Raw genomic sequence first — 25,761 nt, forward strand, 5'->3', positions numbered from 1 at the left:
GAAGGGCGCTATGATCGGCAAGCTCAATCATGTGGCAATCGTGGTGAATGATCTGGAGGCGGCCACCGCCGTGTACCGGGACACGCTCGGTGCCAAGGTATCAGCACCTGTGGACCTGCCGGACCACGGTGTGACCACTGTTTTCGTGGAACTGCCGAACACCAAGATCGAACTTCTGCTGCCGCTTGGCGAAGATTCGCCCATTGCCAAGTTCGCCGCCAACAATCCGGCAGGTGGCATGCACCATCTTTGCTACGAGGTCGAGGACATCATTGCGGCGCGGGATCATATCATTGCGGCCGGCGGCCGGGTGCTGGGTGACGGTGAACCAAAGATCGGCGCGCACGGCAAGCCTGTCCTGTTCCTGCATCCGAAGGACTTCTGCGGCACTTTGGTCGAGATCGAGGAGGTATAAGGCCCATGTCGATCCCGAGCATCATCCTTATCTATATCGTGATCTGGTGGCTGGCCTTCTTCCCGATTCTGTCGACCGGGATCAAGTCGCACGACGAAGCAGGGGACAAGGCAATCGACGGTGAAATGCCGGGCGCGCCGTCCAACCCGAATCTCGGCAAGAAGATCATCATCACATCGCTGGTTGCGGCGGTGGGGACGCTGATCTTCTATCTGGTTGCCACGTCGGGCCTCATCAGCTTCCGCGATATGGCGCGCTGAGCCGCAGAATAGTCCCGAAAATGAAAAAGCAAGGCACCATCTAAGGGCCTTGCTTTTTGATTCCCCCGGCTTAGCCGGTGAGCGGCGCGATCTCCGCTTTCGCGTGTCTCGCCGATGTGCGCTAGTCCTCCCTGAGCGTGGGCCACGATGGGCTTTCAGCTCCGCGCTTGAGAAACGCTATGGGATGCCGGTGCGGCTGTCACCTGCCCGAATGCTGTTTTGAGGGGCGGCTGAACCATCTTTCTTGGTTTATGTTGCGCCGCTGCAACAGGGTGACGCCGGGTAGTCGCCGCAACTCAACTTCCCGGTGTCTTTTGGGCCGATCTCGCAGAAAGCCGTTGCCTAATGCGGGCCGGAGCGGCATTAGAGAAGACCATCCAATTCCACCAAGAGAGCTTCTTTCCATGCGCCTCAGCCGCTATTTCCTGCCCACGCTCAAAGAAACCCCCTCGGAAGCGCAAATTGCATCGCACCGCCTGATGCTGCGCGCCGGGATGATCCGCCAGGGTGCGGCGGGGATCTACAGCTGGCTGCCACTCGGCCTGAAGGTGCTGAAAAAGATCGAAGCCATCGTCCGTGAGGAACAGGACCGTGCCGGCGCGCAGGAATTGCTGATGCCGACGATCCAGCCGTCTGAAATCTGGGTCGAAAGCGGTCGCTATGACGATTACGGCAAGGAAATGCTCAGGATCGAGGATCGCCATGGCCGCGAAATGCTGTATGGCCCCACGAACGAAGAGCTGATCACCGATATCTTCCGCAAGGAAGTGCGCTCTTACCGTGACCTGCCGAAGATGCTTTATCACATCCAGTGGAAGTTCCGGGACGAGATTCGCCCCCGTTTCGGCGTGATGCGCGGCCGTGAATTCCTGATGAAGGACGCTTACAGTTTTGACCTGACGCCTGAAGGCGCGGTGAAAAGCTATAATGCGATGTTTGTGGCCTATCTGCGCACCTTCGCGCGGCTTGGCCTGAAGGCGATCCCGATGCGCGCCGACACTGGCCCCATCGGCGGCGATCTCAGCCACGAATTCATCATTCTGGCGGAAACCGGCGAAAGCCAGGTCTTCTTCCATAAAGATTTCGAGAAGAAAGACGCGCTGTCGCTCAATCCCGATTACGCAGCTGACCTGCAGCCGATCGTGGATGATTGGACCAGCATCTATGCTGCGACCGAGGAAATGCACGACGCCGCCACCTGCGCCGTTGCGGAAGGTGACCTTGTCACCGGCCGCGGGATCGAGGTTGGCCATATCTTCTATTTCGGCGACAAATATTCGAAGCCGATGGGCGCTACCGTGCAAGGCCCGGACGGCGAGCTTGTGAATGTCGAGATGGGATCTTACGGCATCGGTGTGTCGCGATTGATCGGCGCCATCATCGAAGCCTTCCATGATGACAACGGCATCATCTGGCCGGAATCGGTCGCGCCCTTCAAGGTGGGCCTCATCAACCTGCGCAGCGGCGATGCCGCCTGCGACGGCGCGTGCGACCAACTTTACAAGGACCTGGGTGCGGCTGGCGTCGAAGTCCTTTATGACGACCGCGACGAACGGGCAGGGGCCAAGTTCGCCAACATGGACCTGATCGGCCTGCCGTGGCAGGTGACCGTAGGCCCGCGTGGCCTTGAAAAAGGCATGGTCGAGCTGAAGAATCGCGCGACGGGCGAGAAGACGGAAGTAGCACTTGCCGACATTGTGGCCAAGCTCGCCTGATTGATAAACCGTCACCCCGGACCTGATCCGGGGTCCAGCGACTGGATGCCGGGTCAAGCCCGGCATGACGAGACGAGAGGGAAGGACACCGGGCGTGCTCATCAATGCCTTCGAATGGTCGGTGGCGCGGCGCTATCTGACAAGCCGCCGCAAGGATGGCTTCATTAGCCTGACGGCAGCGCTTTCGGTCGTTGCCATCGGTCTCGGTGTTGCTGCCCTTATCGTTGTCATGTCGGTGATGAACGGCTTCCGTGCCGACCTGATGGACAAGATCCTCGGCTATCACGGCCACGTGCTGGTGCAGGGCTATGGCCAGACCATTGAAAAATGGGAGCCGCTGGTTGATGAGCTGAAGGCCGCCCCCGGCGTGGTGAAGGTAATGCCTTTCACCGAAGCGCAGGTGATGGTCACCAAGGATGGTCGCGCCTGGGGCGCCATCGTGCGCGGTATTCCGGAACAGGATTTCCGTGATGGCAAGCTCGCCATCGCGCGGGTGGTGGACGGCGAACTCGCCAAGGCCCCGGAAACCGGCGGCCTGATCATCGGATACCAGCTTGCCCGCCAGCTTGGCATCGTGGCCGGCGATCAGGTCACAATCGTGAGCCCGAAGCCGGTGGCCACACCTTTCGGATCGTCCCTTCGCTATCTTGCGTTCCCGGTCGCGGCCGTGGTCGAAGTTGGCGTTTACCAGTTCGACGAGACCTTCATCGGCATGCCGCTGATGGACGCGCAGGACTTTTTCCGCATGGGGGACGCCGTCACCAATATAGAGGTCTTCCTTGATGACCCCGAGCGGCTGGACCGTTACATGCCCGAACTGACGACCATCGTGGGCGAGCGTGCCGCGGTGCGCGGCTGGACCAGCTTCAACCAGGCCCTCGTCGGTGCGCTGCAGACCGAACGGGTCGCCATGTTCATGATTCTCGCGCTCATCATCCTTGTGGCGGTCTTCAACATAGCCTCCAGCCTTTTCATGCTGGTGAAGGACAAGGCTGCCGATATCGCCATCTTGCGCACGCTCGGTGTCAGCCGGGGTTCGATCATGCGTATTTTCGTTACCGTCGGGCTTGCGGTTGCTTTCCTTGGTATTGGTACCGGCTGCCTGCTTTCGTGGGCGCTGATTGCCAATCTTGATGCCATCAAGTCGGGCATCGAAGCCCTTCTCGGCTTCAATCTCTGGGATCCGTCCGTGCGCTTCATCTCCAGCCTGAAAACCAAGGTCGACTGGCTAGAGGTCGGGCTGACCATCGGTATTGCCGTGGTGCTTTCCTTCTTCGCGGCGCTCTTCCCGGCACGCCGGGCTGCGAGCCTCGATCCTGTGGAGGTACTGCGTTATGAGTGATGCGGTTCTTCAGATCAGCGGGCTCAAGCGCCGCTTCACGCAGGGTGAGAAAACGATCGAAATCCTGCACGGGGTCGATCTTGCCGTGAAGGCGGGGGAGATTGTGGCGCTCGTAGGCGCGTCGGGCGCCGGCAAATCCACCTTCCTGCAAATCGCGGGGCTATTGGATCATCCGACCGAAGGCAGTGTTGCCGTTGGTGGCAGGGTTGTTTCAAGCCTTGATGACGATGCCCGCACGCGCGTGCGCCGGCACGAACTTGGCTTTGTCTATCAGTTCCATCACCTGCTGCCGGATTTCACGGCGCTTGAAAATGTTGCCATGGCGCTGCGCATCGGCGGAACATCAAACCGCACAGCGAACGTCAAGGCGGCCGCCATCCTCACCCGTATGGGGCTCGGCGAGCGGCTTGATCATACGCCTTCGCGCCTGTCGGGCGGGGAACAGCAGCGTGTGGCCGTGGCCCGCGCGCTGGTGCATGACCCGAAGCTGCTGCTGGCAGACGAGCCGACCGGCAACCTGGATGAAGCGACCGCCGCCCGCGTATTCGACATGATGATCGAACTGGTGCGGGAGCGGAATCTGGCGGCTGTCATCGCTACCCACGACCCGAGCCTTGCTGCCCGCATGGACCGTGTCATCCAGTTGAAGGAAGGTCGGCTCATCGCCTCTTGAGCCGGGCGCCTGCGGGCGCTAACCTCGACCCATGTTTCCCGCCACCGGTTCCGGAGTTGACCCCGTATGAGCCACGCCGGCTTTGTCCATCTGCGCGTCCATACCGCCTATTCGCTTTCTGAAGGCGCGATCCATATCAAGGATCTCGTCAAGCAGTGCGTGGGGATGAACCTGCCGGCGGTAGCGGTGACCGATACGGACAATATGTTCGCCGCGCTTGAGTTCTCGACTTATGCGGCGGATGCCGGGGTGCAGCCGATCATCGGTGTCACGCTCAGTGTGAAAAACACCTTCAGGAAGGTGGAGGGCCGCGCCAAAAAGGCACCGCCGCCGGATCATCTGGTGCTGCTGGCGCAATCGGAGGCCGGTTACGCCAACCTGATGAAGATCGTCTCGAAGGCGCACCTTGAAAGCGACCCGCAGCTCGGCGTGCAGATGCCGCTCGATGCGCTTGAAGGTTTCACCGATGGCATCATCTGCCTGACCGGCGGTGTAGCCGGACCCGTGGGCAGCCTTCTGGTCATGGGGCAGGGGATGGAGGCTGAAAGCTGCCTCAACTATCTCGCCGGGCTTTTCCCCGGTCGGCTTTACATGGAGCTACAACGCCACGACCTGCCGGAGGAAGAGGCGACGGAAGAAGCCTTCATCGACATGGCCTACAAGCTCGGCCTGCCGCTGGTGGCGACCAACCAGCCCTACTTCACAAGTGCGGGCATGTATGAAGCGCATGACACGCTTCTCTGCATCGCTGATGGCACCTATGTGGCCGAGCAAAAGCGCCGCCGCCTCAATCCGGATTACCGCTTCAAGACGGCGGAAGAGATGATTGATCTCTTTAAAGACCTGCCGGAAGCGATTGAAAATACGCTGCAAATTTCCAAACGCTGCGCCTTCAAGGTCAACAAGATCAACCCGCTGCTGCCGAACTTCACACGCGGCATGGATGTGTCTGAGGACGACATGCTGCGCCGGATGACGGAGGAAGGCCTGCGCGAGCGGCTGGACTTCAAGGCGCGCGAGGACGAGCTGACGCCGGGGCAGGATCAGGACTGGGAAAAGCCCTATTGGGACCGGATGGAGTTCGAGATCGGCATCATCGTCAAGATGGGCTTCCCCGGCTATTTCCTGATCGTTGCCGACTTCATCCAGTGGGCCAAGGATCATGATATCCCGGTGGGGCCGGGCAGGGGCTCGGGTGCGGGCTCGCTGGTAGCCTGGGCCTTGAAGATTACCGACCTTGACCCCTTGCGCTTCTCGCTGCTGTTCGAGCGTTTCCTGAACCCTGAGCGCGTATCGATGCCCGACTTCGATATCGATTTCTGTCAGGACAAGCGCGAACGCGTGATCCGCTATGTGCAGGAAAAGTACGGGCACGACCATGTGGCCCAGATCATCACCTTCGGTAAGCTGCAGGCCCGCGCCGTGGTGAAGGCCTGCGGGCGCGTGATGCAGCAGCCCTATCCGGTGACCGACCGGTTGTCGAAGCTGATCCCGAACGACCCCGGCAATGCGATGAGCCTGAAAGAAGCCATCGACGCCGAGCCGCGCCTGCAGCGCGAGATCGACAGCGACGAACTGACCCGCGACGTGATGGACCGCGCGTTGAAGCTTGAGGGTCTTTTTGCCCACTCGTCCACCCATGCGGCGGGCGTGGTGATTGGCGACCGGCCGCTTGACCAGCTGGTGCCCCTCTACCGCGACCCGAAATCCGATATGCCGGTCACCCAGTTCAACATGAAGTGGGTGGAGCTCGCCGGCCTTGTGAAGTTCGACTTCCTTGGCCTCAAGACACTGACCGTGATCGACCGCGCGGTTGACTATATCCGCCTGCGCGGTATCGATCTCGATATGGCGGCGGTGCCCCTTGATGACAAACCGAGCTTCGAGCTTCTGGCGGCGGGCGACGCGGGCGGGGTGTTCCAGCTCGAGAGCTCCGGCATGCGGGCGGTGCTGAAAGGCCTCCGGCCCGACAAGTTCGAGGACATCATCGCTATCGTGGCGCTTTACCGGCCCGGTCCGATGGCCAACATCCCGACCTATGTGGACCGCAAGCACGGCCGCGAGGAAGTGCAGTATCCGCACCCGATCCTTGAGCAGATTCTGGGCGAGACCTACGGCGTCATCATCTATCAGGAACAGGTGATGCAGATAGCGCAGGTCATGTCCGGCTACAGTCTTGGCGAGGCCGATCTTCTGCGCCGCGCGATGGGCAAGAAGATCAAGGAGGAGATGGACAAGCAGCGGGACCGCTTCTGCGACGGCGCCGTCAAGAACGGGATCGACGCCGATACCGCCAGCCTGATCTTCGATCTTGTCGCCAAATTCGCCGAGTATGGCTTCAACAAATCGCACGCGGCTGCCTATGCGCTTGTCGCCTACCATACGGCTTATCTGAAGGCCAATTACCCGGTCGAGTTCATGGCGGCGATCATGACACTTGACTTGAACAACACCGATAAACTAGCTGTTTTTAAACAGGAATTGCAGCGCAGCGAAATACCTCTTCTGCTGCCGGATATCAACAAGTCGGATGTTTTCTTCACGGTCGAAAAGACCGAACCTTACTGCGAGGAAGAAGGTGACCCGCGCTTCAATCAGGGCGTCCGCTATGCGCTCGCGGCCATCAAGGGTGTTGGCGAAAAGGCAGTCGAGACCATCGTTGCCGAGCGCGCAGCCAACGGCCCCTTCAAGGACCTGATGGACTTTGCCGAGCGGATCGATCCCAAATATCTGAACAAGCGCCAGCTGGAGCAGCTGGCCGCTGCCGGTGCCTTCGATTGCCTGATCGAGGACAGGGCGACCGCGCACGCGTCCGCCGAGATCATCATGCGCACGGCCCAGATGCGGGCCGAGGAGCGCGGCTCCAATCAGGTGAGCCTGTTTGGCGATGCCACAAGCGTGGTGGACCGCCCGGTGCTGCCGATCGTGAAGCCATGGACGGACACCGAAAAGCTGGACGCCGAACGCAAGGCGGTGGGCTTCTATATCTCGGCGCACCCCTTGGACGCCTATCAGAAAATCCTGGAGCGCGAGCGCATGGTGCCGGCGCGCGAGGTATTCGCGGATTTCGGCCTTGTCGGCCAGACGATCCGCATGGCGGGCGCCATCCTTGGTTACCGCGAAGGCACTTCGAAGAAGACGGGCCGCAAGTTCGGCTCGCTGACGTTGTCTGACCAGACCGACGCATTCGAGCTGATGATTTTCGAGGATGATCTTGATACCGTCCGCGCGCTTGTCGATGAAGGCGCGCCACTGGTGGTGACCGTGCAGGTCCGCAAGCGGGACGACGAGGATCAGGTGCGGCTTTCGAACCGCGGGATGGAAAGCCTTGAGGCGGTGGCGGCCACATCTGACCGTGGCCTTTATGTGATCCTGAATGATGAAAGCGCGCTCGCGGGCACCAAGGCGTCGCTCGACCGGAAGGCCGGGGGCAGGGGCCGCGTGGTGCTGCGCATGCCGGTTGCTGCCGGCAAGCGCTATGTCGAGTTCAAATTGCCGGGCCGCTACAAGGTAACGCCGGAACTGGTGCAGGCGATTGCTGCCGAAATCGGGGTGGAGGCCGTGAATGAAACCTGACGCCCTGATCGTACCGGCGCGGCCTTCCGCCAGCATCCTTCTCGTCCGCGATGGTCGCGCGGGGCTCGAAGTCCTGATGATGCAGCGGCCACTGCATATGCGCTTTGCCCCCGGTGCGCTGGTATTTCCCGGCGGGGCGGTGGATGCGACCGATATGCGGACATCCTACTGGCGGCCCCGGATCGACAGTTTCCGCACAAGCGCTGATCTCCCCAACCGGATCGCCGCCGCGCGCGAGCTTTTTGAAGAAACCGGCATCCTGCTTGCCGATGGCCCGGTGCCGCAGCGCCGGATCAATCACCGTCCGCTCGGGCAGGCGCTTGATCAGGCCGGGGTGCAGCTCGCGGTGTCGGACATGGTCTTCTTCGCCCACTGGATCACGCCTGAACTGCTGCCACGCCGGTTCGACACACGGTTTTACCTCGCACCCCTGCACCGCAATCAGCGGCTGGTGCGGAACGTCGCAGAAGCCGATGACCTGTTGTGGCTGTCACCCGCCAAGGTGCTGGAGGACTGGGACAGGGACGAAGCACCCCTGATGTTCCCGACCCGGCTTAACCTCATCAAGCTTGCGCGTGCGGGCAGTGTTTCAGAGGCACTTGCCATGGCGCGGCGCACGCCGGTTGTCTGCACGTTGCCGGTCCTCAAACGCACGGCGGAAGGCACGGTGGTGCGCATCAATCCTGAAACGGGATATGGGGTTGTGGAAGCCACGCCCCGCGAACTGCGTGTCGAATCCGGCACGCCCGCCCCGAAAAAGGCGTGAATCCGCAAAAAATCGCTTGATCTATGGCAGTCGAGCGCCTAAGAGAGCCGCGACTTCACACGCGGGGTCTCAAGGCTCACCGGCTGATGCATGGCCGGGCGGCCGACCGGTGCAGGTCTGGAAACAGGCATGCGCAACCCCGCGGAGGCTTAACCGGTAAAGGAGATAGATACCATGGCCATGCCGCAAGTCGATATGCGCGCCCTTCTCGAAGCTGGCGTTCACTTTGGTCACCAGACCCACCGTTGGAACCCGCAAATGGCACCGTTTATTTTCGGTGACCGCAACGGCGTTCATATCATCGACCTTTCGCAAACCGTTCCTTACTTCACCCGCGCCCTGCAGGCGATCCGTGAAGTCGTAGCCAAGGGCGGCCGCGTTCTCTTCGTTGGCACCAAGCGCCAGGCTTCGCCGATCATCGCCGACGCTGCCAAGCGTTGCGGCCAGTATTATGTGAACCACCGCTGGCTCGGTGGCATGCTCACCAACTGGCAGACCATTTCGCAGTCGATCAAGCGCCTGAAAGAGCTGACCGCTCTTCTGGATGCCGGTGGCGTTGGCCTCACCAAGAAAGAAGTCCTGACCCTGACCCGTCAGCGCGAGAAGCTCGAAGCTTCGCTCGGCGGCATCCAGGACATGGGCGGTCTGCCGGATATCATCGTCGTTCTCGACGTGAACCGCGACGACCTCGCCATTGCTGAAGCTAACCGTCTTGCCATTCCGGTTGTTGGTATCCTCGATACCAACTCGAAGCCGAAAGGCATCGACTATCCGGTTCCGGGCAACGACGACGCGACCCGCGCCATCCAGCTTTACTGCGACCTCGTGGCTGAAGCCGTCCTCGACGGTATCCAGGCTGACCTGAGCGCACAAGGCGTTGACCTCGGCGCCGTTGCCGAAGCGCCTGCTGAAGAAGCTGCTGCTCCGGCTGAAGCTGAGTAATCAAGCTGTAACAGGGCTCCCGTACGGGTCTTCCCGTACGGGGCCTTTGGCCATTCAGTGGCCAACAACCCCTCTCACGCCCCCAAGGAGATTTCCGATGGCTGAAATTACCGCCGCAATCGTCAAGGAACTGCGCGAAAAAACCGGCGCCGGCATGATGGACTGCAAAAAAGCTCTCGCCGAAACCGATGGCAACCTCGAAGCCGCTGTCGACTGGCTGCGCACCAAAGGCCTCGCTGCTGCTGCCAAGAAAGCAAGCCGCGTTGCCGCTGAAGGCCTCGTTGCTGTTAAAGCCGAAGGCACCCGTGCTGCTGTTGTTGAAGTGAACTCGGAAACCGACTTCGTTGCTCGTAACGACAAGTTCCAGAAGTTCGTTGCCGACGTTGCCGGTGTTGTTCTGTCGGTTGGTACTGACGTCGAAGCCATCAAGGCTGCTGGCTATCCGGGCACCTCGAAAACCGTTGCTGACGTGCTGACCGACAATGTCGCCACCATCGGCGAAAACCAGTCGATCCGCCGCGCTGCCATCGTGGAAGTGCCGGAAGGCTACGTGGCCCAGTATATCCACAACGCCGTTGCTGATGGCATGGGCAAGATCGCCGTTCTCGTTGGCCTCAAGTCGGCAGCCGGTGAAGAAGCCCTCGCTGGCCTCGGCAAGCAACTCGCCATGCACATCGCTGCTGCGAACCCCGCTTCGCTGAACACCGCCGAGCTCGACCCCGAGCTTGTCGAGCGCGAGAAGCAGGTCCAGATCGAAAAGGCCCGCGAATCCGGCAAGGCGGACGACATCATCATGAAGATGATCGAAGGCCGTATGCGCAAATATTATGAAGAAGTCGTGCTCCTCGAGCAGGTCTTCGTCATGGACGGCGAATCCAAGGTCAAGGACGTGATTGCCAAGGCCGCCAAGGACGCTGGCACCGCGATTGAACTGACCGGTTATGTTCGTATGGAACTCGGTCAGGGCATCGAGAAGAAAGAAGAAGATTTCGCAGCAGAAGTGGCCGCCGTCGCTGGCCGCTAAGCGCTGATCTTTGAAGAAAGCCCGGCTGGACCTCCTGCCGGGCTTTTTTTGTGGGCCCGCCATGGCCTTGCCTCAAAAAAGGGGTAGGCCACGGGCACCTGCTCGGTCTATATCATTCTGCGATGGTGCGCGAAGGCCAGTCCCGATACACTGCCGCCGCTTCATCGCCAAAGGGGAGTTGATCTTTCATGTCGTCCGCAGAGCCAAGGTTCAAGCGTATCCTTCTCAAACTGTCCGGTGAGGCCCTGATGGGGAACGGCAGTTATGGCATCGACCCCGAAACGCTGGACCGCGTGACGCAGGAAATCAAACAGGCCCGCGATATCGGCACCGAAGTGTGCGTCGTTGTGGGGGCCGGTAACATCTTCCGCGGCCTCAAAGGGGCAGCCTCCGGGATCGACCGCGCCACTGCTGACTATATGGGCATGCTGGCGACTGTGATGAACGCGCTGGCACTGCAAAGTGCGCTTGAGCGCATCGGTGTTCACACCCGCGTCCAGTCGGCCATCCCGATGGCGAGCGTGTCGGAGCCCTATATCCGCCGCCGCGCCATCCGCCACCTTGAAAAAGGCCGCGTGGTGATTTTCGCCGCGGGCACCGGCAACCCCTTCTTCACTACCGATACGGCAGCAGCGCTCCGCGCCGCCGAAATGAACTGCAACGCGCTTCTGAAGGGCACCCAAGTGGACGGCGTTTACAATGCCGACCCCAAGAAAGACCCTTCGGCCGTTCGCTACGAAACCCTCACCTACATGGATGTGCTGCGTCAGGACCTGAAGGTCATGGATGCCTCGGCTATATCCCTCAGCCGCGAAAACAACATCCCGATCGTCGTGTTCTCGATCCATTCTGAAAATGCGCTCGTGAACGTTCTGCAGGGCAAGGGAACCTGCACCATCGTCAGCGGAGAATGATCCATGAAAGAACAGATCAAGGAAATCGACCGGCGCATGAAAGGCGCGAATGACGCGCTGAAGCACGAATTCGCAGGCCTGCGTACCGGCCGCGCCAGCGCCAGCCTTCTGGAGCCCGTGGTGGTTGACCTGTATGGCTCGATGATGCCGATCAATCAGGTTGGCACCATTTCGGTGCCCGAAGCCCGCATGCTGACCGTACAGGTCTGGGACCGTTCGGCTGTTTCGGCTGTTGAAAAAGCCATCCGCAATGCCGGCCTCGGTCTCAACCCGATGATCGACGGCCAGAATGTGCGCGTGCCGATCCCGGAGCTGAACGAAGAGCGCCGCAAGGAACTGCAGAAGGTTGCCGGCAAATATGCCGAACAGGCCCGTGTGGCCGTGCGCAACGTGCGCCGTGACGGCATGGACATGCTGAAGAAAGCCGAGAAAGACAAGGCGATCAGCGAGGACGAGCACAAGAAATACTCGGACGAAGTCCAGCAGCTGACCGACCGTCACATCAAGGATATCGACCAGGCGCTTGCTCAGAAAGAGCAAGAGATCATGCAGGTATAAGCCGAGTGCCCGACGACAGGCATAATCCGCTAGGCGATCCGGCGCGGGAAGGGGCTTCGGCCATGCCACCCGCGCCGACCCACGTTGCCATCATCATGGATGGCAACGGGCGCTGGGCTGCCTCGCGGGGCTTGCCGCGCGCTGCCGGCCACCGCAAGGGCGCCGATGCCGTGCGCGCTGCCGTGCGCGGTGCGGGGATCCAGGGTGTGCGTTACCTGACGCTTTATGCCTTCTCGTCGGAAAACTGGAACCGCCCCGCTGATGAGGTCATGGACCTTATGGGGCTTCTCCGGACTTACCTTTCCCGCGAAATCAAATCGCTGCACAAGGAAGGGGTGCGTCTGCGCATCATCGGCCGCCGCGACCGGCTCGCTGCCGACATCAACAAGATGATCGACGATGCCGAGCATATGACGCGGGATAACGACCGCCTGACCCTTGTGATCGCCCTGAGCTATGGCTCGCGGGACGAGATCGTGCGGGCGGCGCGAGCGCTGGCGACAGCTGTTGTCGAGGGCCGTGAATCGCTTGAAAACCTCAATGAGGAACGTTTCGCGCAGGAGCTTTCCACCCACGATATCCCGGACCCGGACCTGATCATCCGCACCAGCGGGGAGCAGCGCCTGTCGAACTTCCTCCTTTGGCAGGCGGCCTATTCCGAATTCCTGTTCATGGATATCTATTGGCCGGACTTCGACGAGAACACCTTTGCCGAGGCCGTCAGTGCCTATCATGGCCGTGACCGCCGCTTCGGCGCGCGTCCCTGACGGAACGGGAGCAAGCATGCCGCTCGGCCTTAGTGACAATCTCTTCAAACGTATCGTCGCAGCCCTCGCGCTGCTGCCGCCTGTGCTCGGTGCCGTGTGGGCCGGTGGCTTGTGGTTCGATTGCCTCCTGATCCTCGGTGCGGCCCTTATGGCGTTCGAGTGGGCAGGGCTGACGCTTGGTGGCTCACGGGTCGCCGGCATGCTGATCCTGTTGCCCGTTGCGACACTCATTCTTTTCTCCATGCCTGTTTTTGCAGCCGTTGAAGGCGTTGCCCTGCTGGCGGTTCTGGCCATCGGCGGATGGCTTCTGGCCACCAAGGGGCAGGGCATGGCCGGCCGCATCGGCTGGTGGGCTGCCGGGATCGGCTATGTGGGGGCACCCATCTTCGCGCTAGACCTGATCCGCAAGCTGCCGGAAGGCTTCCTGACCGTGATTTTCGTCTTCCTGCTTGTCTGGGCGACGGATGTTGGCGGCTATTTCTTCGGCAAGGGCATCGGCGGGCCGAAGCTCGCGCCCGTTATCAGCCCGAAGAAGACATGGGCTGGGCTTCTGGGCGGCATGCTGCTCGCCGGCGTAGTGGGGGCCGCCATTTCCGCTATCACGGGCTGGCATAGCCCCATGGAGCTGGGCCTGCTGGCCGCTGGCCTCGCGGTCGTGGCCCAGATCGGCGACCTTTTTGAAAGTGCGGTCAAGCGCCGGTTCGGCGCCAAGGATTCGGGCAACCTGATCCCCGGCCATGGCGGTATCCTTGACCGGGTCGATGGCATCGTTTTCGCGGCACCTGCTGCCGCGCTCTATTTCCATTGGGCGGCGTCGGGCATACAATGAGCCTTCCGTGCAGCTTTGAGGGGCCCATGAAGTCTATCACCATTCTTGGCGCAACCGGCTCGATCGGCCAAAGCACGCTTGATCTCCTGCGGCGCAATCCGGATCGCTTCAAGGTGGAAGCCCTGACGGCGCATTGCCGGGTGCAGGAACTGGCCGCCGTCGCGCGCGAATTCAACGCCCGCGTTGCCGTAATAGGCCGCGAAGATCTGCTTGCTGATCTCAAGGCTGCCCTTGACGGCACCGACATCGAGGCCGCAGCAGGCGAGGGCGCTATCATCGAAGCCGCCAGCCGCCCGAGTGATATGGTGATGGCCGCTATCGTCGGTGCTGCGGGCCTTGCCCCCACGCTTGCTGCCGTGCGGCGCGGGGCGACGGTTCTGCTTGCCAACAAGGAAGTGCTGGTGTGTGCCGGCGACCTGATGATGGCCGAAGTGCGCCAGTCCGGCGCCACGCTTTTGCCGGTTGATTCCGAGCATAATGCCATCTTCCAGGTTTTCGATTTCAACGCGCCCGAGCGGATCGACCGTATCGTGCTGACGGCTTCGGGTGGCCCGTGCCGCCAGACGCCTGCGGAGCGCCTGCCGTTCATCACGCCGGCCGAGGCCGTGGCGCACCCCAACTGGGACATGGGCGCCAAAATCTCGGTCGATAGCGCCACCATGATGAACAAGGGGCTGGAGGTGATCGAAGCCTTCCACCTGTTCCCGGTGAAGGCCAGCCAGATCGAGGTACTGATCCATCCGCAGTCGGTGATCCATTCGATGGTGCAATATGTGGACGGCTCGACGCTCGCGCAGCTCGGCTCGCCCGACATGCGCACCCCTATCGCCTACTGCCTTGCCTGGCCCGAGCGGATGACAGCGCCCGCCGAGCGGCTGGATCTCGGCCGCATCGGGGCGCTGACTTTTGAGGCCCCCGACATGGAACGCTTCCGCTGCCTTGCGCTTGCGCGTGCGGCCCTTGAGGCTGGCGGGGCCGCGCCGACAGTTCTCAATGCCGCCAACGAGATTGCCGTGGCCGCCTTCCTCGGTAACCGGCTTCGCTTCACCGATATCGCGGCACTGGTGGACGCAACCCTGTCGCTTGCAGACATGAAAGCGCCACAATCGCTGGAGACTGTGTTCGCACTTGATGCCGAGGCTCGCCGCATTGCGGATGGCCTTATCATGAAGTTTGCCGCCTGACCGAAGGAATTGACGTCCATGGAAGCCACTGAAGCCCCCGGCATTCTGCTCACCATCATTGCTTTCGTCTGCGGGTTCAGCGCGCTCGTTTTCATCCATGAATGGGGTCACTATATCGTCGCCCGCATCTTCGGGGTGAAGATCGAATCCTTCTCCATCGGTTTCGGGCGCGAGGTCGTCGGCTTCACCGACAAGCGCGGCGTGCGCTGGAAGTTCGGCTGGCTGCCGCTTGGCGGCTATGTGAAATTCTTTGGCGACCGTTCTGGCGCCAGCAATGCCGCTGCAGGGCTTGAGGCACTGCCGAGCGAAGAACAGGCCGCCTGTTTCCATTTCAAGCCGGTCTGGCAGCGTGCGCTCATTGTGTTTGCGGGGCCTGCCGTGAACCTGATTGCTGCGGCCCTCGTGTTTGCTGCCTTCTACTGGAGCTACGGCATTTATGTCTCCGATCCGGTCGTTGGCGAGGTTGTGGCCGAAGGGGCCGCCGCGAAAGCCGGTATCCAGAAGGGGGACCGTATCCTGACGGTCGACGGCGAACCGGTTGAACGTTTCAACGACATTGCCCCCATTGTGCGCCTGTATCCGGGCCGCCGCCTGCCGATCACGCTGGAGCGTGAAGGCCAGGAAATGGCCGTGACCCCGGTTCTCGGGATCGACTATATCGAGGACCGCTTCGGCAACCGCTATCCGTTCGGTGTCCTTGGTGTGCAGTCGGGCGAGATGCATGTGTACGAGCCGTCCTTCTTCCCGGCCATCGGGGAGGGCGTTCGCCAGACGGGCTCGATGATCAAGACGATCTTCACGACCACTGGCCAGATGCTTCTGGGCCTCCGGTCGCCGAAGGAACTGGGCGGGCCGCTGCGTATTGTCACCATGACGGGCGAGGCCGCGCAGAACGGGATCGAGAACCTGCTGTGGTTCCTTGCCATCATTTCGGTCAATCTCGGTGTGATCAACCTGCTGCCCATCCCGGTGCTGGATGGGGGGCATCTTTTCTACTATGCGATCGAGGCCATCAAGGGTTCGCCCTTGGGCGCCAAGGCGCAGGAAGCAGGATTTGTGGCGGGCTTCGCCCTGATGCTGCTTTTTATGCTGTTCGTCACATTGAATGACTTGCAATCCATAGCGCTCTAGGCCACCTTCGGGCCCAAAGTGCCAAGACCATAAATTCAAGAATGGGCCGATAAAGTTGCAATCCAAGACTTTTCGTAATCTCTGCCACGCTTTGCCAGTGGTGATCGCGGGGACCGCTGTCATGGCGCCCCGGGTTCTTGCTCAGGACGCTGCCCAGATCGCGCCGCAGGCGCCGCTGATCCGTCAGATCAGCGTGATCGGCAGCGAGCGGGTGGAAGCTGAAACCGTTGCTTCGTACCTGACGGTGAAAACGGGTGACCGTTTCGAAGCCGGCAAGCTTGACGAAAGCCTGAAGAACCTTTTCGCGACCGGCCTTTTTTCGGATGTGGAACTTTCCGAACAGAACGGCGTGCTGATTGTCCGGGTTGTTGAAAACCCGATCATCAACCGCATCGTGTTCGAGGGCAACAAACGCCTTGATAACGACAAGCTGATCGAGGAAGTGCGCTTGCGCCCGCGGATGGTGTTCACCCGCGCCAAGGTCCGTTCCGACGTCCAGCGCATGATGGAACTGTATCGCCGCTCGGGTCGCTTCGCCGCGATCATCGAACCCAAAGTGGTGCAGCTTGACCAGAACCGTGTCGACCTGATCTTTGAAGTTCAGGAAGGCCCGAAAACCAAGGTCAGCCGTGTCAATTTCATGGGCAACCACAAATATTCGGACGGCGACCTGCGCGACGTGATGGCAACGAAAGAAGCCCGCTGGTGGAAAATCTTCACCTCGAACGACACGTTTGATCCGGACCGCCTTGCCTATGACCAACAGCAGCTGCGCCAGCATTATCTGAACGAAGGCTATGCCGACTTCCGCGTTGCTTCGGCCGTGTCCGAACTGACGCCGGACCGCGAAGACTTCTTCATCACCTTCACCCTCGAAGAGGGCGAGCTTTATCACTTCGGCAAGATCGATGTGGTGAGCGAGATCCGCGATGTGGATGCCCGCCTGTTCCAGGCGTTCCTCCTGATGCGCGAAGGTGATGTCTACAGCGCCAAGCGGATCGAGGACACCATCGAGGCCCTGACGAATGCCGCCGGCCTTCTGGGTTACGCTTTCGTCGATATCCAGCCGCAGGTGGACCGTGACCGCGAAGGCCGCATCATCAATATCACCTTCACGGTGAAAGATGCGCCGCGCGTGTATGTGGAACGTATCAATATCCACGGCAACGTCCGCACGCTCGACAAGGTGATCCGCCGCGAATTCCGCCTGCAGGAAGGCGATGCCTTCAACTCGGCACTGGTGACCCGCTCGGAAAGCCGCCTTGACCGCCTGAGCTTCTTCCGCGAAGTCGAGGTCGAGAAGACACAAGGCGCCGATCCGGACCGCATGGTGCTGGACGTGAAGGTGGAAGAGCAGGCGACGGGCGAGCTGAACCTCGGTGCCGGTTTCTCGAGCCTTGAAAACTTCATCTTCGATTTCTCGATCCGCGAGCGCAACCTTGCGGGCCGTGGCCAGGACCTCAGCCTTGGCCTGCGCCTGTCGGGCTATACGCAGCAGGCGACGCTTAGCTTCACGGAGCCCTATTTCATGGGCCGCAACGTGGCGGCGGGTGGTGACCTCTTCATCACGCGGACCGAGCCGGGCATCTATAACACTGCCTATAGCTCGCTCTCGCGCGGCTTCTCGCTGCGCGCCGGTATGGCGATCAGCGAATTCTGGACCCTGTCGACCCGTTACACGCTGCGTTACGACACCGTGAAACCGGTTGATTCCTATATCCAGAGCTACTTTGATTTCTCTGTTTCGAACTTGCAAAGCCGGGTGGAGAATGACGACGCGGCAGCACCGATCCTTCTGGACCGCTATGACCTGAACCGCGACGGCAAGATCGATGCGACCGACTTTGACATCAACGGCGATGGCGCCCTGTCGCAAGACGAGCAGCTTGATGTTTTCCCGCAATATTACCGCGAAAGCTTCGGCAGCTACTGGCAGTCGATCATCGGCTATACGGTCGGCTTCGATACGCGTAACAACCTGATCCGTCCGACGCGCGGTCATTCGTTCTACTTCAGCCAGGACTTTGCCGGTCTTGGCGGCAACGTCCGTTACCTGAAGACCCGCGTGAACTTCGACAACTACTGGACCCCGTGGGAAGGCTGGACCTTCCGGATCGGCGGCGAAAGCGGCCTTGTGGAAGGTATCGGCGAAGACGTTCGCTTCAGCGACAAATTCTATATCGGCGGCCCGCGTATCCGTGGCTTCGACGCCGGCGGTATCGGCCCGCGCCTGTTTGCCGGTACGAATACGAACACCCGTTCGGAAGGCGGCACGGCCTATTATATCGGTCGGGGCGAACTCTTCTTCCCGCTGGGCGATGCAGCGCTTGAAATGGGCATCAATGCCTCGGCCTTCGTCGATGTCGGCTCGCTGTGGCGTGGCCAGCTTGATGGCGAAAAATGCGCCTTCTCGCTTGGCCAGTACAATGATTACCTTGATCTTGTCGCCAACCTTGGCGACGGTGAAGAGGCACCGGAGTTTGGCTTCAATACCGACTGTGTGGCCGGTGACTCGCCGTCGCCGCGTGTGGCTGTCGGTATCGGCTTCTCGTGGCAGTCGCCGTTCGGCCCATTCCGTATCGATCTTGCCAAGACGCTTAGGAAGCAGCTTGGCGACCAAACCCAGACGCTCCAATTCAACGTGGGCACAACCTTCTAAGAGAATTACAGGACCAACACCATGGCTACCCTTCTTCGCAATTTTAAACGCGCTGCCGCGGGCTTCATGGCCGTTGCATGCTTCAGCATTGCCGTCAGCGCACAGATCCTGATCGTCGACGACGACCGCGTGGAGCGTGAGGCAGCCGCCTACAAGGATTTCAACCTGCAAACGACCGACCTGCGCAACGGCATCGTTCAGCGTCGCCAGTTCATCAGCCGCGGCGGTGTGCTGGAGCAACAGCTGGCCGAGCTTGAAAAGCAGAAGTCGATCATCGGCAACGACAAGTACGAAGCCGAAAAGCAGAAGCTTGAAGGCGCCTTCGTGCAGGCCCAGCGCGAGCTGCAGGTTCTGGAATATAATTTCGACCGCCTGCGTCAGGAAGCCATGGTCCAGGTTGAGCGCGCGCGCCAGCCGGTGATCCGCAACCTGCTCACGGCCCGCAAGGCTCAGGTGATCATGGTGAAGCGTCTTGTGCTCGGCTCGGCTGCCGGCACCGATGTGACCACTGAGTTCATCGAACAGCTTGATGCCGAACTGCCGACCGTGCAGCTCAGCATGGGCGAGAAGGAAGGTGCAGCAGCACCGGCGCCCGCCAAAAAGAATTAACCAGCCCTGATAAAGGTTTGGTCAAACGCCCCCGCGAGCATCCCTCGCGGGGGTTCTTGTTTGTGCCCTGTTTCGTTTGACAGCGCTGTCAATTGGTCGGTACGTTTGCCGTCTGACCGCCGGACCGTTCCGGCGCAGGGAGGGAAGATCATGTTTAAAGCAATAGGCCTGGCGCTCGCCGGGCTTCTGTTCGTTGGCACGCCCGTCGCTGCCGACGATGTCGCGGCCGTCGCGTCGCCGTCCGATGTGCTGGCGGTGGAGCTGAAGGCCGAAAAAGGCGTGCTCCAATACCGGGTCACGCGCTTCGGGGAGCCGGTCGTTGACTGGTCGAAACTCGCCATCGCGCTGAAAGGCGCCCCGACGCTCGGGGCAGGGGCGACAATCGCGAAAACCGCAACCCGCAGCGAGGATGACACATGGGACCTGCCGTGGGGCGAACGGTCCCGCGTGCGCAACCATTTCAACGAGCTGACGGCAACCGTCGCCGACAAGGGCGGCCGCACCTTCGATGTGGTGTTCCGGGTGTATGATGACGGCCTCGGCTTCCGCTATGACGTGCCGAAGCAGGACGCACTCGCAGAAGCCCTGATCCGCGACGAGGAAACCGAGTTCCGCTTCGCCGAGCCCGCCACCACATGGTGGATCGAGGCGCGCCTGCCGAACCGTTATGAATATATCTACAAGACGACGCCCCTTGAGGCAGTGACGATGGCGCACACGCCCATCACGATGCGCACGGAGGACGGACTGCATATCAGCATCCATGAAGCTGCGCTCGTTGACTATTCCGGCATGTCGGTGCGCCGCACCAAGGGCCGCGCCTTCAAGGCTGACCTTGCGCCTTCGTCCGAAAAGGGTGTTCTGGTGCGCGGGGCCACGCCGTTCGTGACTCCGTGGCGCACGCTGATGATTTCAGATACCGCAGGCGGCCTCGTGGAAAGCGATCTGGTGCTGAACCTCAACGAACCCAACAAGCTGGGCGACGTTTCATGGGTCGAGCCGGGCAAATATGTCGGCATCTGGTGGGGCATGCATCTGGGGGTCGAAAGCTGGGAATCCGGCCCGATCCACGGGGCGAACACCAAAAATACCATGAGATATATCGATTTCGCCGCCGAGAACGGCTTCAAGGGCGTGCTCGTTGAAGGCTGGAACATCGGCTGGGACGGGGACTGGGTGCAAAATGGTGACCTCTTCGATTTCACCAAGGCTTATCCCGACTATGATATCGAAAAGCTCGCCGCCTATGCGCTTTCCAAAGGCGTGCGGCTGGTGGCACATAACGAGACCTCGGGCAATATCGCCAATTATGAGGACCAGATGGCTGCGGCCTACGCGATGTACGAACGCCTTGGCATCCGCCAGATCAAGACCGGCTATGTAGCCGACGCCGGCCACATCAAGGCGCGCGGCGCAGACGGCAAGATGCATCTGGAATATCACGACGGGCAGGTGACCCAGCGCCATCATATCAAGGTGCTCGAGGAAGCCGCGAAGCATCGCCTTTCGATCAACAGCCACGAACCGGTGAAGGATACGGGCCTGCGTCGCACATATCCGAACTGGATTTCGCGCGAGGGCGCACGGGGGCAGGAATATAACGCCTGGGGCACCCCGCCGAACCCGCCCGAGCATGTGGCCGTGCTGCCCTTCACCCGGATGCTTTCAGGCCCCATGGACTATACGCCGGGGATTTTCGACCTCACCTTCAATTACGAGAAGACGAACGGCAACCGCCCGCAGTCCACGCTCGCGCAGCAGCTGGCCCATTATGTGGTGATCTACAGCCCGATCCAGATGGTGGCGGACCTGCCGGAAAATTATGGCAAGCACCCGGATGCTTTCCGGTTCATCAAGGATGTGGTGACCGACTGGGACGAGACAAAGGTGCTGAATGCCGAGATCGGCGATTATGTGACCATCGCACGCAAGGCCAAGGGCAGCGGCGAATGGTTCCTTGGCAGCCTGACGGACGAGGAAGGCCGGATGCTGAGCGTGCCGCTGTCGTTCCTCACCCCGGGCACCCGCTACCGCGCGGAAATCTACCGGGACGGCGACAAGGCCCACTGGGACACAGCCCCCTATGATTTCGTGCGGGAAGAAAAAACAGTCACCAGTGCCGACACCCTGACCCTGCGCCTCGCTGCCGGCGGCGGCCAGGCCATCCGCTTCTTACCGCAGCCATAAGCGGACGCGCGGCCTGAGCTAAAACACACCCGCTGCCGGGAAACCGGTGGCGGGTGTGTCTTGTGTCGGGAAGAGTGAATGCATACGTTCAAGCTTGGGGTGAGATCGGGTGAGGGGCATCATATGAAACGTCGAGTGAGCAAGGTTGAATTGTTTATTCAAATTTACCTAGTCGTGAACTCTATTTATGCTGCTCTCATGGTGACCGTATGGCGAAATCTGCCTTATGAACACGCTATAAATCTCCTTTTCTGGCTCGTGAGTAGTCCGCTTAGGTGGCTTGCTGAGCCATTGACGCCGTTTATGTCGGGCTTGCCTCCATTGTCGATTGCGCTGATATATCCCTTGACGGTTGCTATGTTTGTCAGGCTTGGGTTTTGGATGCTCAATAGGAGAGTGGGGCTCGGAAGATAGCCGAAATTATATCACGGGCTTCCACGTCGTCACGATGAACTTCAACCCTCAATCCTTGCCATCCCGCCCCGATCCCGGTATCGCGGGCCGCAAATTCCCGATTTGTAGGACAAGTCCGTGCCTTTCCTGACTGCGCTCCGCCGTGAATGGCTGGCGAGCCTCGGGCCATTTCGGCAAGCGCACAAGGGGCGAACAAGAAAACACCCGCCGTCAGGATGCTGTCGGCGGGTGTTTGCATTCGGGTAGCCGGACGCTTTTGTCAGGTCGGGCTGCCTGACTGCTCCGGGTTGGGCTCGGGAATGATCGGTAACTCTGGCGTGTCCGGGACTGGCGGGTTTTGGCGCACAACCCTCACAACAGCAGTGTTGGTTGAGCCGGTTTGCTGCGAAGACGACTGGCCTGAGTTGTAGGCAATCATCATGCCCGGTGCGCTGTTGCGCGCGACGGCCGAGGCCAGTGCGGCAGCGCCGGCAGGGCTGCGGCGCACGATCTTGGCTTTAACCTGACCGGCGTTATTGCCGATGAGTGACCCAAGGTCTGGGTTTGAGGCCACGACCGAGCTGTTGTCCGCGATTGAAATTGCTGCAAGGGACAGGGCAACGGATGTACTGGGGTCGCTATCCACGATCCCGAGACCCATTGTGGAGATGTTGCCGGCAATCGTCGCGAGCATCGCGGCTTTGCCTGAAGCGAGCTGCCGATTGACAAGGCCTTGGAAGTCCGCCCAGTTCCCTGCTTGAGCCAGTGCAATAAGCTGGGCCTGAACCGACTGCTGTTCCGATACTGACTGGGCATGCGCCACAGGCATCATTGCTGCAGGCGCCAGAGGGATGCCGAGGCAAAGGCCAAAGGTCGCCACCAGAATTACCTTGCGCATACAGGAATCTCCCTCAATCAAGCGGCCCGGAGGCGGGTAATTGGATAACTATTGTTATGCGCTTGGATGGAATGTGCAATTTAGCTTTTCTTAGCATGGTCAGCTCATGATTTGGCTGAATGCCCGGATGTTTTTTCAATCACAATGGCCGCCGATAAAAATGCCGATGCCAATTCCGGACGAACCAAGGCAACAACTATCCCTCAATCCTTGCCATCCAACCCTGTTCCCGGTATCACGGGCCGCAAATTCCCATCATGTAGGACAAGCCCATGCCTTTCCTGACTGCGCTGCGCCGTGAATGGCTGGCGAGCCCGCGTGCCGATTTTCTGGCGGGGCTTGTGGTGGCGCTCGCCCTTATCCCCGAAGCCATCGGCTTTTCGATCATCGCGGGCGTGGACCCGAAGGTGGGGCTTTATGCCTCCTTCTCCATCGCCTTCATCATCGCCTTCACGGGCGGTCGGCCGGGGATGATTTCGGCGGCGACCGCCGCTGTTGCCGTGCTTGTGGGGCCCCTGGTGCGCGATCACGGGGTCGAGTATCTGTTTGCGGCCACCATCCTGATGGGCATTTTCCAGATCATCGCCGGGTTCCTGCGGCTTGATCTGTTGATGCAGTTCGTCTCGCGCTCGGTGATCACCGGGTTTGTGAACGCGCTCGCCATCCTTATTTTCATGGCGCAGCTGCCGCAGCTGATTGGTGTCAGCTGGATCACCTATCCGCTGATCGCGCTGGCGCTTGCCATCATCTATCTGCTGCCGCGGCTGACGAAAGCCATTCCGTCGCCGCTGATTGCCATCATCACCCTGTCGGCCATCACCATGGGCTTCGGGATCGAGGTGAATACGGTGGGCGACATGGGGGAGCTGCCGTCAGCGCTGCCTTTCTTCGCGCTGCCGGATGTGCCGCTGACGTTTGAAACGCTTGCGGTCATCGCGCCCTATTCGCTGACGATGGCGGCGGTGGGCCTTCTGGAATCGCTCCTCACCGCGCAGATTGTGGATGACCTGACCGATACAAACAGTAACAAGCGCCGCGAGTGCAAGGGGCAGGGCATTGCCAACTTCTTCACCGGGTTCATCGGCGGCATGGGCGGCTGCGCCATGATTGGCCAGTCGGTCATCAATGTGAAATCCGGGGGCTCGACCCGCCTTTCCGCGCTCACTGCCGGTGTGGTGCTTCTGATCCTCATTGTGGCACTCGGGCCGCTTGTCAGCGATGTGCCGATGCCGGCCCTTGTAGCCGTGATGATCATGGTATCGATCGGCACCTTCAGCTGGCAATCGGTGAAGAATCTGAAGGTTCACCCGTGGCAATCGTCCGTCGTGATGGTCGCCACGGTTGTTACTGTTGTCGGCACGCACGATCTCGCCCGCGGGGTGCTGGTGGGTGTCCTCCTGTCCGGTGTCTTCTTCGCCAGCAAGGTACGGCGGCTCTTTGAGGTCACGTCCGTCGCGGAAGAGGGCGGCAATGGCCGCACCTATCAGGTCTCGGGGCAGGTGTTCTTTGCCTCGGTTGACCGGTTCGTTCGCGCCTTCGATTTCAAGGAAGTGCTGGACCATGTGACCATCGATGTCTCGGCGGCGCATTTCTGGGATATTTCGGCGGCGGACGCACTGGATAAGGTCGTCCTCAAATTCCGCCGCGAGGGCACATCGGTGGATATCGTCGGCCTGAACGAAGCAAGCGCCACGCTCATCGACCGCTTCAGCGTGTTTGACAAGCCGGATGCCGACACGGCAGCATCAGGGCACTGAGGGGGATAGTGATGACCAGAATTCTCGCCTGTATCGATGCTTCCGTTTACGCCACCAGCGTGGCGGATCATGCCGCCTGGATGGCATCAAAGCTTGGCGCCCATGTGGAGCTTTTGCACGCCATCCAGCGCAAGGATGCGGTGGCCGCACGGCATGATCTCTCAGGTGCGGTCGGCCTTGGCGCCAAAAGCGCGCTTCTCGAAGAACTCGCCCGGATTGACGAAGCCGAAGGCCGCGCCGCGCAGGAAACCGGCCGTTCCCTCCTCGCCGCTGGCGAAAAGCATCTGAAGGACGCAGGGCTGGCCGATATCAGCGTCACCCACCGCCACGGCGGGATCGTGGAAACGATCCTTGAGCGCGAAGAAGGGGCCGACTTTGTGGTGATCGGCAAGCGCGGGGCTTCGGCCGATTTCGCGGCCGGGCATCTTGGCAGCAAGATCGAACGGGTGGTGCGCGCCAGCGTGAAGCCCGTGCTTGTTGCCAATCGCGGTTTCCGCCCGGTCCGCAACGTGCTGATTGCCTATGACGGGGGCAAGAGTGCTGCGAAAGCGCTTGAGTTTGTGGCCACATCCCCTCTCTTTGAAGGGATGGCCCTGCATGTTGTCTCCATCGGCGAAACCGCCGAGGTGGAAGCCAAGGCGAAGGCGGCTGCTGAAAAGCTGAAGGCACGCCACACCAAGGTAACAGCGGCGATGGTGCCGGGGCACGCCGCCAACGCGCTGGTACGCTACCAGCAGGATAATGATTGCGGGCTGATCGTGATGGGGGCTTATGGCCACTCGCCGCTGCGCGCCATGATCGTTGGCAGCACGACGACCGAGGTCATGCAGGCCTGCAAGGTGCCTGTCCTGCTGTTCCGCTGATCAGAGGGCGTCGCAGTCGCCTTCTACGCGGTCTTCGGTGAAGGCATTAAGGCCTATGATCGTGTAGGTATCCTTCACGCCCGGCACGGTTTGCACCTCGGTGCAGATGAAGCGGCCGATTTCCTGATCTGCTTCCAGCTGGAACTGCGCCAGAAGGTCATAATTGCCGGACGTGGAATAGCAGCTGCGCACTTCCGGCACTTCATCGGCCAGGAAGGCTGCCACGTCATAGGTGCGGCCCAGTTCGCACTTGATCATCACGAATACGGTTTTCATTCGCCGCTCCTCAAATCGGTTCG

Annotated in this window: 22 protein-coding genes; 20 read left to right on the forward strand and 2 right to left on the reverse strand. The window is 60.7% G+C overall.

All coding sequences use genetic code 11. The features are described from left to right. The first annotated feature begins 10 nt into the window (after positions 1-10). The 18 genes from mce (at position 11) to PH603_RS08695 (ending at position 21,551) form a co-directional block, all read left to right on the forward strand. Positions 11-415 (forward strand): methylmalonyl-CoA epimerase, encoded by a 405-nt coding sequence (mce, locus tag PH603_RS08610; RefSeq protein ID WP_289501875.1) that lies wholly within the window; start codon positions 11-13, stop codon positions 413-415. Between the two features lie 5 nt (positions 416-420). Further along, on the forward strand, positions 421-675 hold the full coding sequence (locus tag PH603_RS08615) for a DUF1467 family protein (protein WP_289501876.1): 255 nt from the start codon (positions 421-423) through the stop codon (positions 673-675). A gap of 404 nt (positions 676-1,079) precedes the next feature. Further along, the gene (gene proS, locus PH603_RS08620; RefSeq protein ID WP_289501877.1) at positions 1,080-2,390 is read left to right on the forward strand and encodes a proline--tRNA ligase; all 1,311 of its coding nucleotides are present in this window, start codon (positions 1,080-1,082) and stop codon (positions 2,388-2,390) included. A gap of 94 nt (positions 2,391-2,484) precedes the next feature. Continuing rightward, entirely contained in the window at positions 2,485-3,732 is a 1,248-nt protein-coding gene (locus tag PH603_RS08625) for a lipoprotein-releasing ABC transporter permease subunit (protein ID WP_289501879.1), read from the forward strand. Next, the gene (locus tag PH603_RS08630) at positions 3,725-4,405 is read left to right on the forward strand and encodes an ABC transporter ATP-binding protein (RefSeq protein WP_289501881.1); all 681 of its coding nucleotides are present in this window, start codon (positions 3,725-3,727) and stop codon (positions 4,403-4,405) included. Before PH603_RS08625 ends, PH603_RS08630 begins: the two co-directional genes overlap by 8 nt. Before the next feature lie 66 nt (positions 4,406-4,471). Continuing rightward, a complete protein-coding gene (gene dnaE, locus PH603_RS08635) occupies positions 4,472-7,981 on the forward strand; it encodes a DNA polymerase III subunit alpha (protein ID WP_289501884.1) in 3,510 nt (1,169 codons plus the stop codon). After that, the gene (locus PH603_RS08640; protein WP_289501885.1) at positions 7,971-8,747 is read left to right on the forward strand and encodes an NUDIX hydrolase; all 777 of its coding nucleotides are present in this window, start codon (positions 7,971-7,973) and stop codon (positions 8,745-8,747) included. The genes dnaE and PH603_RS08640 overlap by 11 nt, the downstream gene beginning before the upstream one ends. 174 nt (positions 8,748-8,921) lie before the next feature. Continuing rightward, positions 8,922-9,689, forward strand: coding sequence for a 30S ribosomal protein S2 (rpsB, locus tag PH603_RS08645; RefSeq protein WP_353507345.1), 768 nt, complete (start codon positions 8,922-8,924; stop codon positions 9,687-9,689). 97 nt (positions 9,690-9,786) lie between these two features. Next, a complete protein-coding gene (gene tsf, locus PH603_RS08650) occupies positions 9,787-10,713 on the forward strand; it encodes a translation elongation factor Ts (RefSeq protein WP_289501886.1) in 927 nt (308 codons plus the stop codon). Between the two features lie 188 nt (positions 10,714-10,901). Continuing rightward, a complete protein-coding gene (gene pyrH, locus PH603_RS08655) occupies positions 10,902-11,627 on the forward strand; it encodes a UMP kinase (protein WP_289501887.1) in 726 nt (241 codons plus the stop codon). A gap of 3 nt (positions 11,628-11,630) precedes the next feature. Then, complete coding sequence (gene frr, locus PH603_RS08660) at positions 11,631-12,185, forward strand: ribosome recycling factor (protein ID WP_289501888.1); 555 nt, start codon at positions 11,631-11,633, stop codon at positions 12,183-12,185. Between the two features lie 62 nt (positions 12,186-12,247). Then, a complete protein-coding gene (locus PH603_RS08665; protein ID WP_289501891.1) occupies positions 12,248-12,952 on the forward strand; it encodes an isoprenyl transferase in 705 nt (234 codons plus the stop codon). Between the two features lie 16 nt (positions 12,953-12,968). Next, positions 12,969-13,781, forward strand: coding sequence for a phosphatidate cytidylyltransferase (locus PH603_RS08670; protein ID WP_289501893.1), 813 nt, complete (start codon positions 12,969-12,971; stop codon positions 13,779-13,781). 26 nt (positions 13,782-13,807) lie between these two features. Further along, positions 13,808-14,965, forward strand: coding sequence for a 1-deoxy-D-xylulose-5-phosphate reductoisomerase (locus PH603_RS08675; protein ID WP_289501895.1), 1,158 nt, complete (start codon positions 13,808-13,810; stop codon positions 14,963-14,965). 18 nt (positions 14,966-14,983) lie between these two features. Further along, the gene (gene rseP, locus PH603_RS08680) at positions 14,984-16,096 is read left to right on the forward strand and encodes an RIP metalloprotease RseP (RefSeq protein ID WP_289501896.1); all 1,113 of its coding nucleotides are present in this window, start codon (positions 14,984-14,986) and stop codon (positions 16,094-16,096) included. 121 nt (positions 16,097-16,217) lie between these two features. After that, positions 16,218-18,755, forward strand: a complete 2,538-nt coding sequence (gene bamA, locus PH603_RS08685) for an outer membrane protein assembly factor BamA (protein WP_289501897.1) — start codon at positions 16,218-16,220, stop codon at positions 18,753-18,755. A 21-nt stretch (positions 18,756-18,776) separates the two neighbouring features. Then, a complete protein-coding gene (locus PH603_RS08690) occupies positions 18,777-19,364 on the forward strand; it encodes an OmpH/Skp family outer membrane protein (protein WP_289501898.1) in 588 nt (195 codons plus the stop codon). Positions 19,365-19,514: 150 nt separating this feature from the next. Continuing rightward, positions 19,515-21,551, forward strand: coding sequence for a glycoside hydrolase family 97 protein (locus PH603_RS08695; protein WP_289501899.1), 2,037 nt, complete (start codon positions 19,515-19,517; stop codon positions 21,549-21,551). Between the two features lie 673 nt (positions 21,552-22,224). Here the strand turns inward: PH603_RS08695 and PH603_RS08700 are convergent. Further along, positions 22,225-22,842, reverse strand: coding sequence for a hypothetical protein (locus PH603_RS08700; protein ID WP_289501900.1), 618 nt, complete (start codon positions 22,840-22,842; stop codon positions 22,225-22,227). Positions 22,843-23,114: 272 nt separating this feature from the next. On the opposite strand from PH603_RS08700, the gene PH603_RS08705 reads away from it, so the two are divergent. Together PH603_RS08705 and PH603_RS08710 are read left to right on the forward strand one after the other, a co-directional pair. After that, a complete protein-coding gene (locus PH603_RS08705; RefSeq protein ID WP_289501901.1) occupies positions 23,115-24,599 on the forward strand; it encodes a SulP family inorganic anion transporter in 1,485 nt (494 codons plus the stop codon). Between the two features lie 11 nt (positions 24,600-24,610). Beyond that, positions 24,611-25,462 carry a universal stress protein gene (locus PH603_RS08710; protein WP_289501903.1) on the forward strand — a complete coding sequence of 284 codons (852 nt, stop codon included), beginning with the start codon at positions 24,611-24,613 and terminating at the stop codon, positions 25,460-25,462. Here PH603_RS08710 and PH603_RS08715 read toward each other — a convergent pair whose 3' ends face one another. Beyond that, positions 25,463-25,738, reverse strand: a complete 276-nt coding sequence (locus PH603_RS08715; protein ID WP_289501905.1) for an Lrp/AsnC ligand binding domain-containing protein — start codon at positions 25,736-25,738, stop codon at positions 25,463-25,465. Positions 25,739-25,761 lie beyond the last annotated feature (23 nt).

Source organism: Gimibacter soli (assembly GCF_028463845.1).
Classification (GTDB): domain Bacteria; phylum Pseudomonadota; class Alphaproteobacteria; order Sphingomonadales; family Kordiimonadaceae; genus Gimibacter; species Gimibacter soli.

Bases quoted from the DNA above. Each gene is read 5' to 3' on its own strand.
- mce (WP_289501875.1), top strand. From the start codon at position 11: ATGATCGGCAAGCTCAATCATGTGGCAATCGTGGTGAATGATCTGGAG.
- PH603_RS08615 (WP_289501876.1), top strand. From the start codon at position 421: ATGTCGATCCCGAGCATCATCCTTATCTATATCGTGATCTGGTGGCTG.
- proS (WP_289501877.1), top strand. From the start codon at position 1,080: ATGCGCCTCAGCCGCTATTTCCTGCCCACGCTCAAAGAAACCCCCTCG.
- PH603_RS08630 (WP_289501881.1), top strand. From the start codon at position 3,725: ATGAGTGATGCGGTTCTTCAGATCAGCGGGCTCAAGCGCCGCTTCACG.
- dnaE (WP_289501884.1), top strand. From the start codon at position 4,472: ATGAGCCACGCCGGCTTTGTCCATCTGCGCGTCCATACCGCCTATTCG.
- PH603_RS08640 (WP_289501885.1), top strand. From the start codon at position 7,971: ATGAAACCTGACGCCCTGATCGTACCGGCGCGGCCTTCCGCCAGCATC.
- rpsB (WP_353507345.1), top strand. From the start codon at position 8,922: ATGGCCATGCCGCAAGTCGATATGCGCGCCCTTCTCGAAGCTGGCGTT.
- tsf (WP_289501886.1), top strand. From the start codon at position 9,787: ATGGCTGAAATTACCGCCGCAATCGTCAAGGAACTGCGCGAAAAAACC.
- pyrH (WP_289501887.1), top strand. From the start codon at position 10,902: ATGTCGTCCGCAGAGCCAAGGTTCAAGCGTATCCTTCTCAAACTGTCC.
- frr (WP_289501888.1), top strand. From the start codon at position 11,631: ATGAAAGAACAGATCAAGGAAATCGACCGGCGCATGAAAGGCGCGAAT.
- PH603_RS08665 (WP_289501891.1), top strand. From the start codon at position 12,248: ATGCCACCCGCGCCGACCCACGTTGCCATCATCATGGATGGCAACGGG.
- PH603_RS08670 (WP_289501893.1), top strand. From the start codon at position 12,969: ATGCCGCTCGGCCTTAGTGACAATCTCTTCAAACGTATCGTCGCAGCC.
- PH603_RS08675 (WP_289501895.1), top strand. From the start codon at position 13,808: ATGAAGTCTATCACCATTCTTGGCGCAACCGGCTCGATCGGCCAAAGC.
- rseP (WP_289501896.1), top strand. From the start codon at position 14,984: ATGGAAGCCACTGAAGCCCCCGGCATTCTGCTCACCATCATTGCTTTC.
- bamA (WP_289501897.1), top strand. From the start codon at position 16,218: ATGGCGCCCCGGGTTCTTGCTCAGGACGCTGCCCAGATCGCGCCGCAG.
- PH603_RS08690 (WP_289501898.1), top strand. From the start codon at position 18,777: ATGGCTACCCTTCTTCGCAATTTTAAACGCGCTGCCGCGGGCTTCATG.
- PH603_RS08695 (WP_289501899.1), top strand. From the start codon at position 19,515: ATGTTTAAAGCAATAGGCCTGGCGCTCGCCGGGCTTCTGTTCGTTGGC.
- PH603_RS08700 (WP_289501900.1), bottom strand. From the start codon at position 22,842: ATGCGCAAGGTAATTCTGGTGGCGACCTTTGGCCTTTGCCTCGGCATC.
- PH603_RS08705 (WP_289501901.1), top strand. From the start codon at position 23,115: ATGCCTTTCCTGACTGCGCTGCGCCGTGAATGGCTGGCGAGCCCGCGT.
- PH603_RS08710 (WP_289501903.1), top strand. From the start codon at position 24,611: ATGACCAGAATTCTCGCCTGTATCGATGCTTCCGTTTACGCCACCAGC.
- PH603_RS08715 (WP_289501905.1), bottom strand. From the start codon at position 25,738: ATGAAAACCGTATTCGTGATGATCAAGTGCGAACTGGGCCGCACCTAT.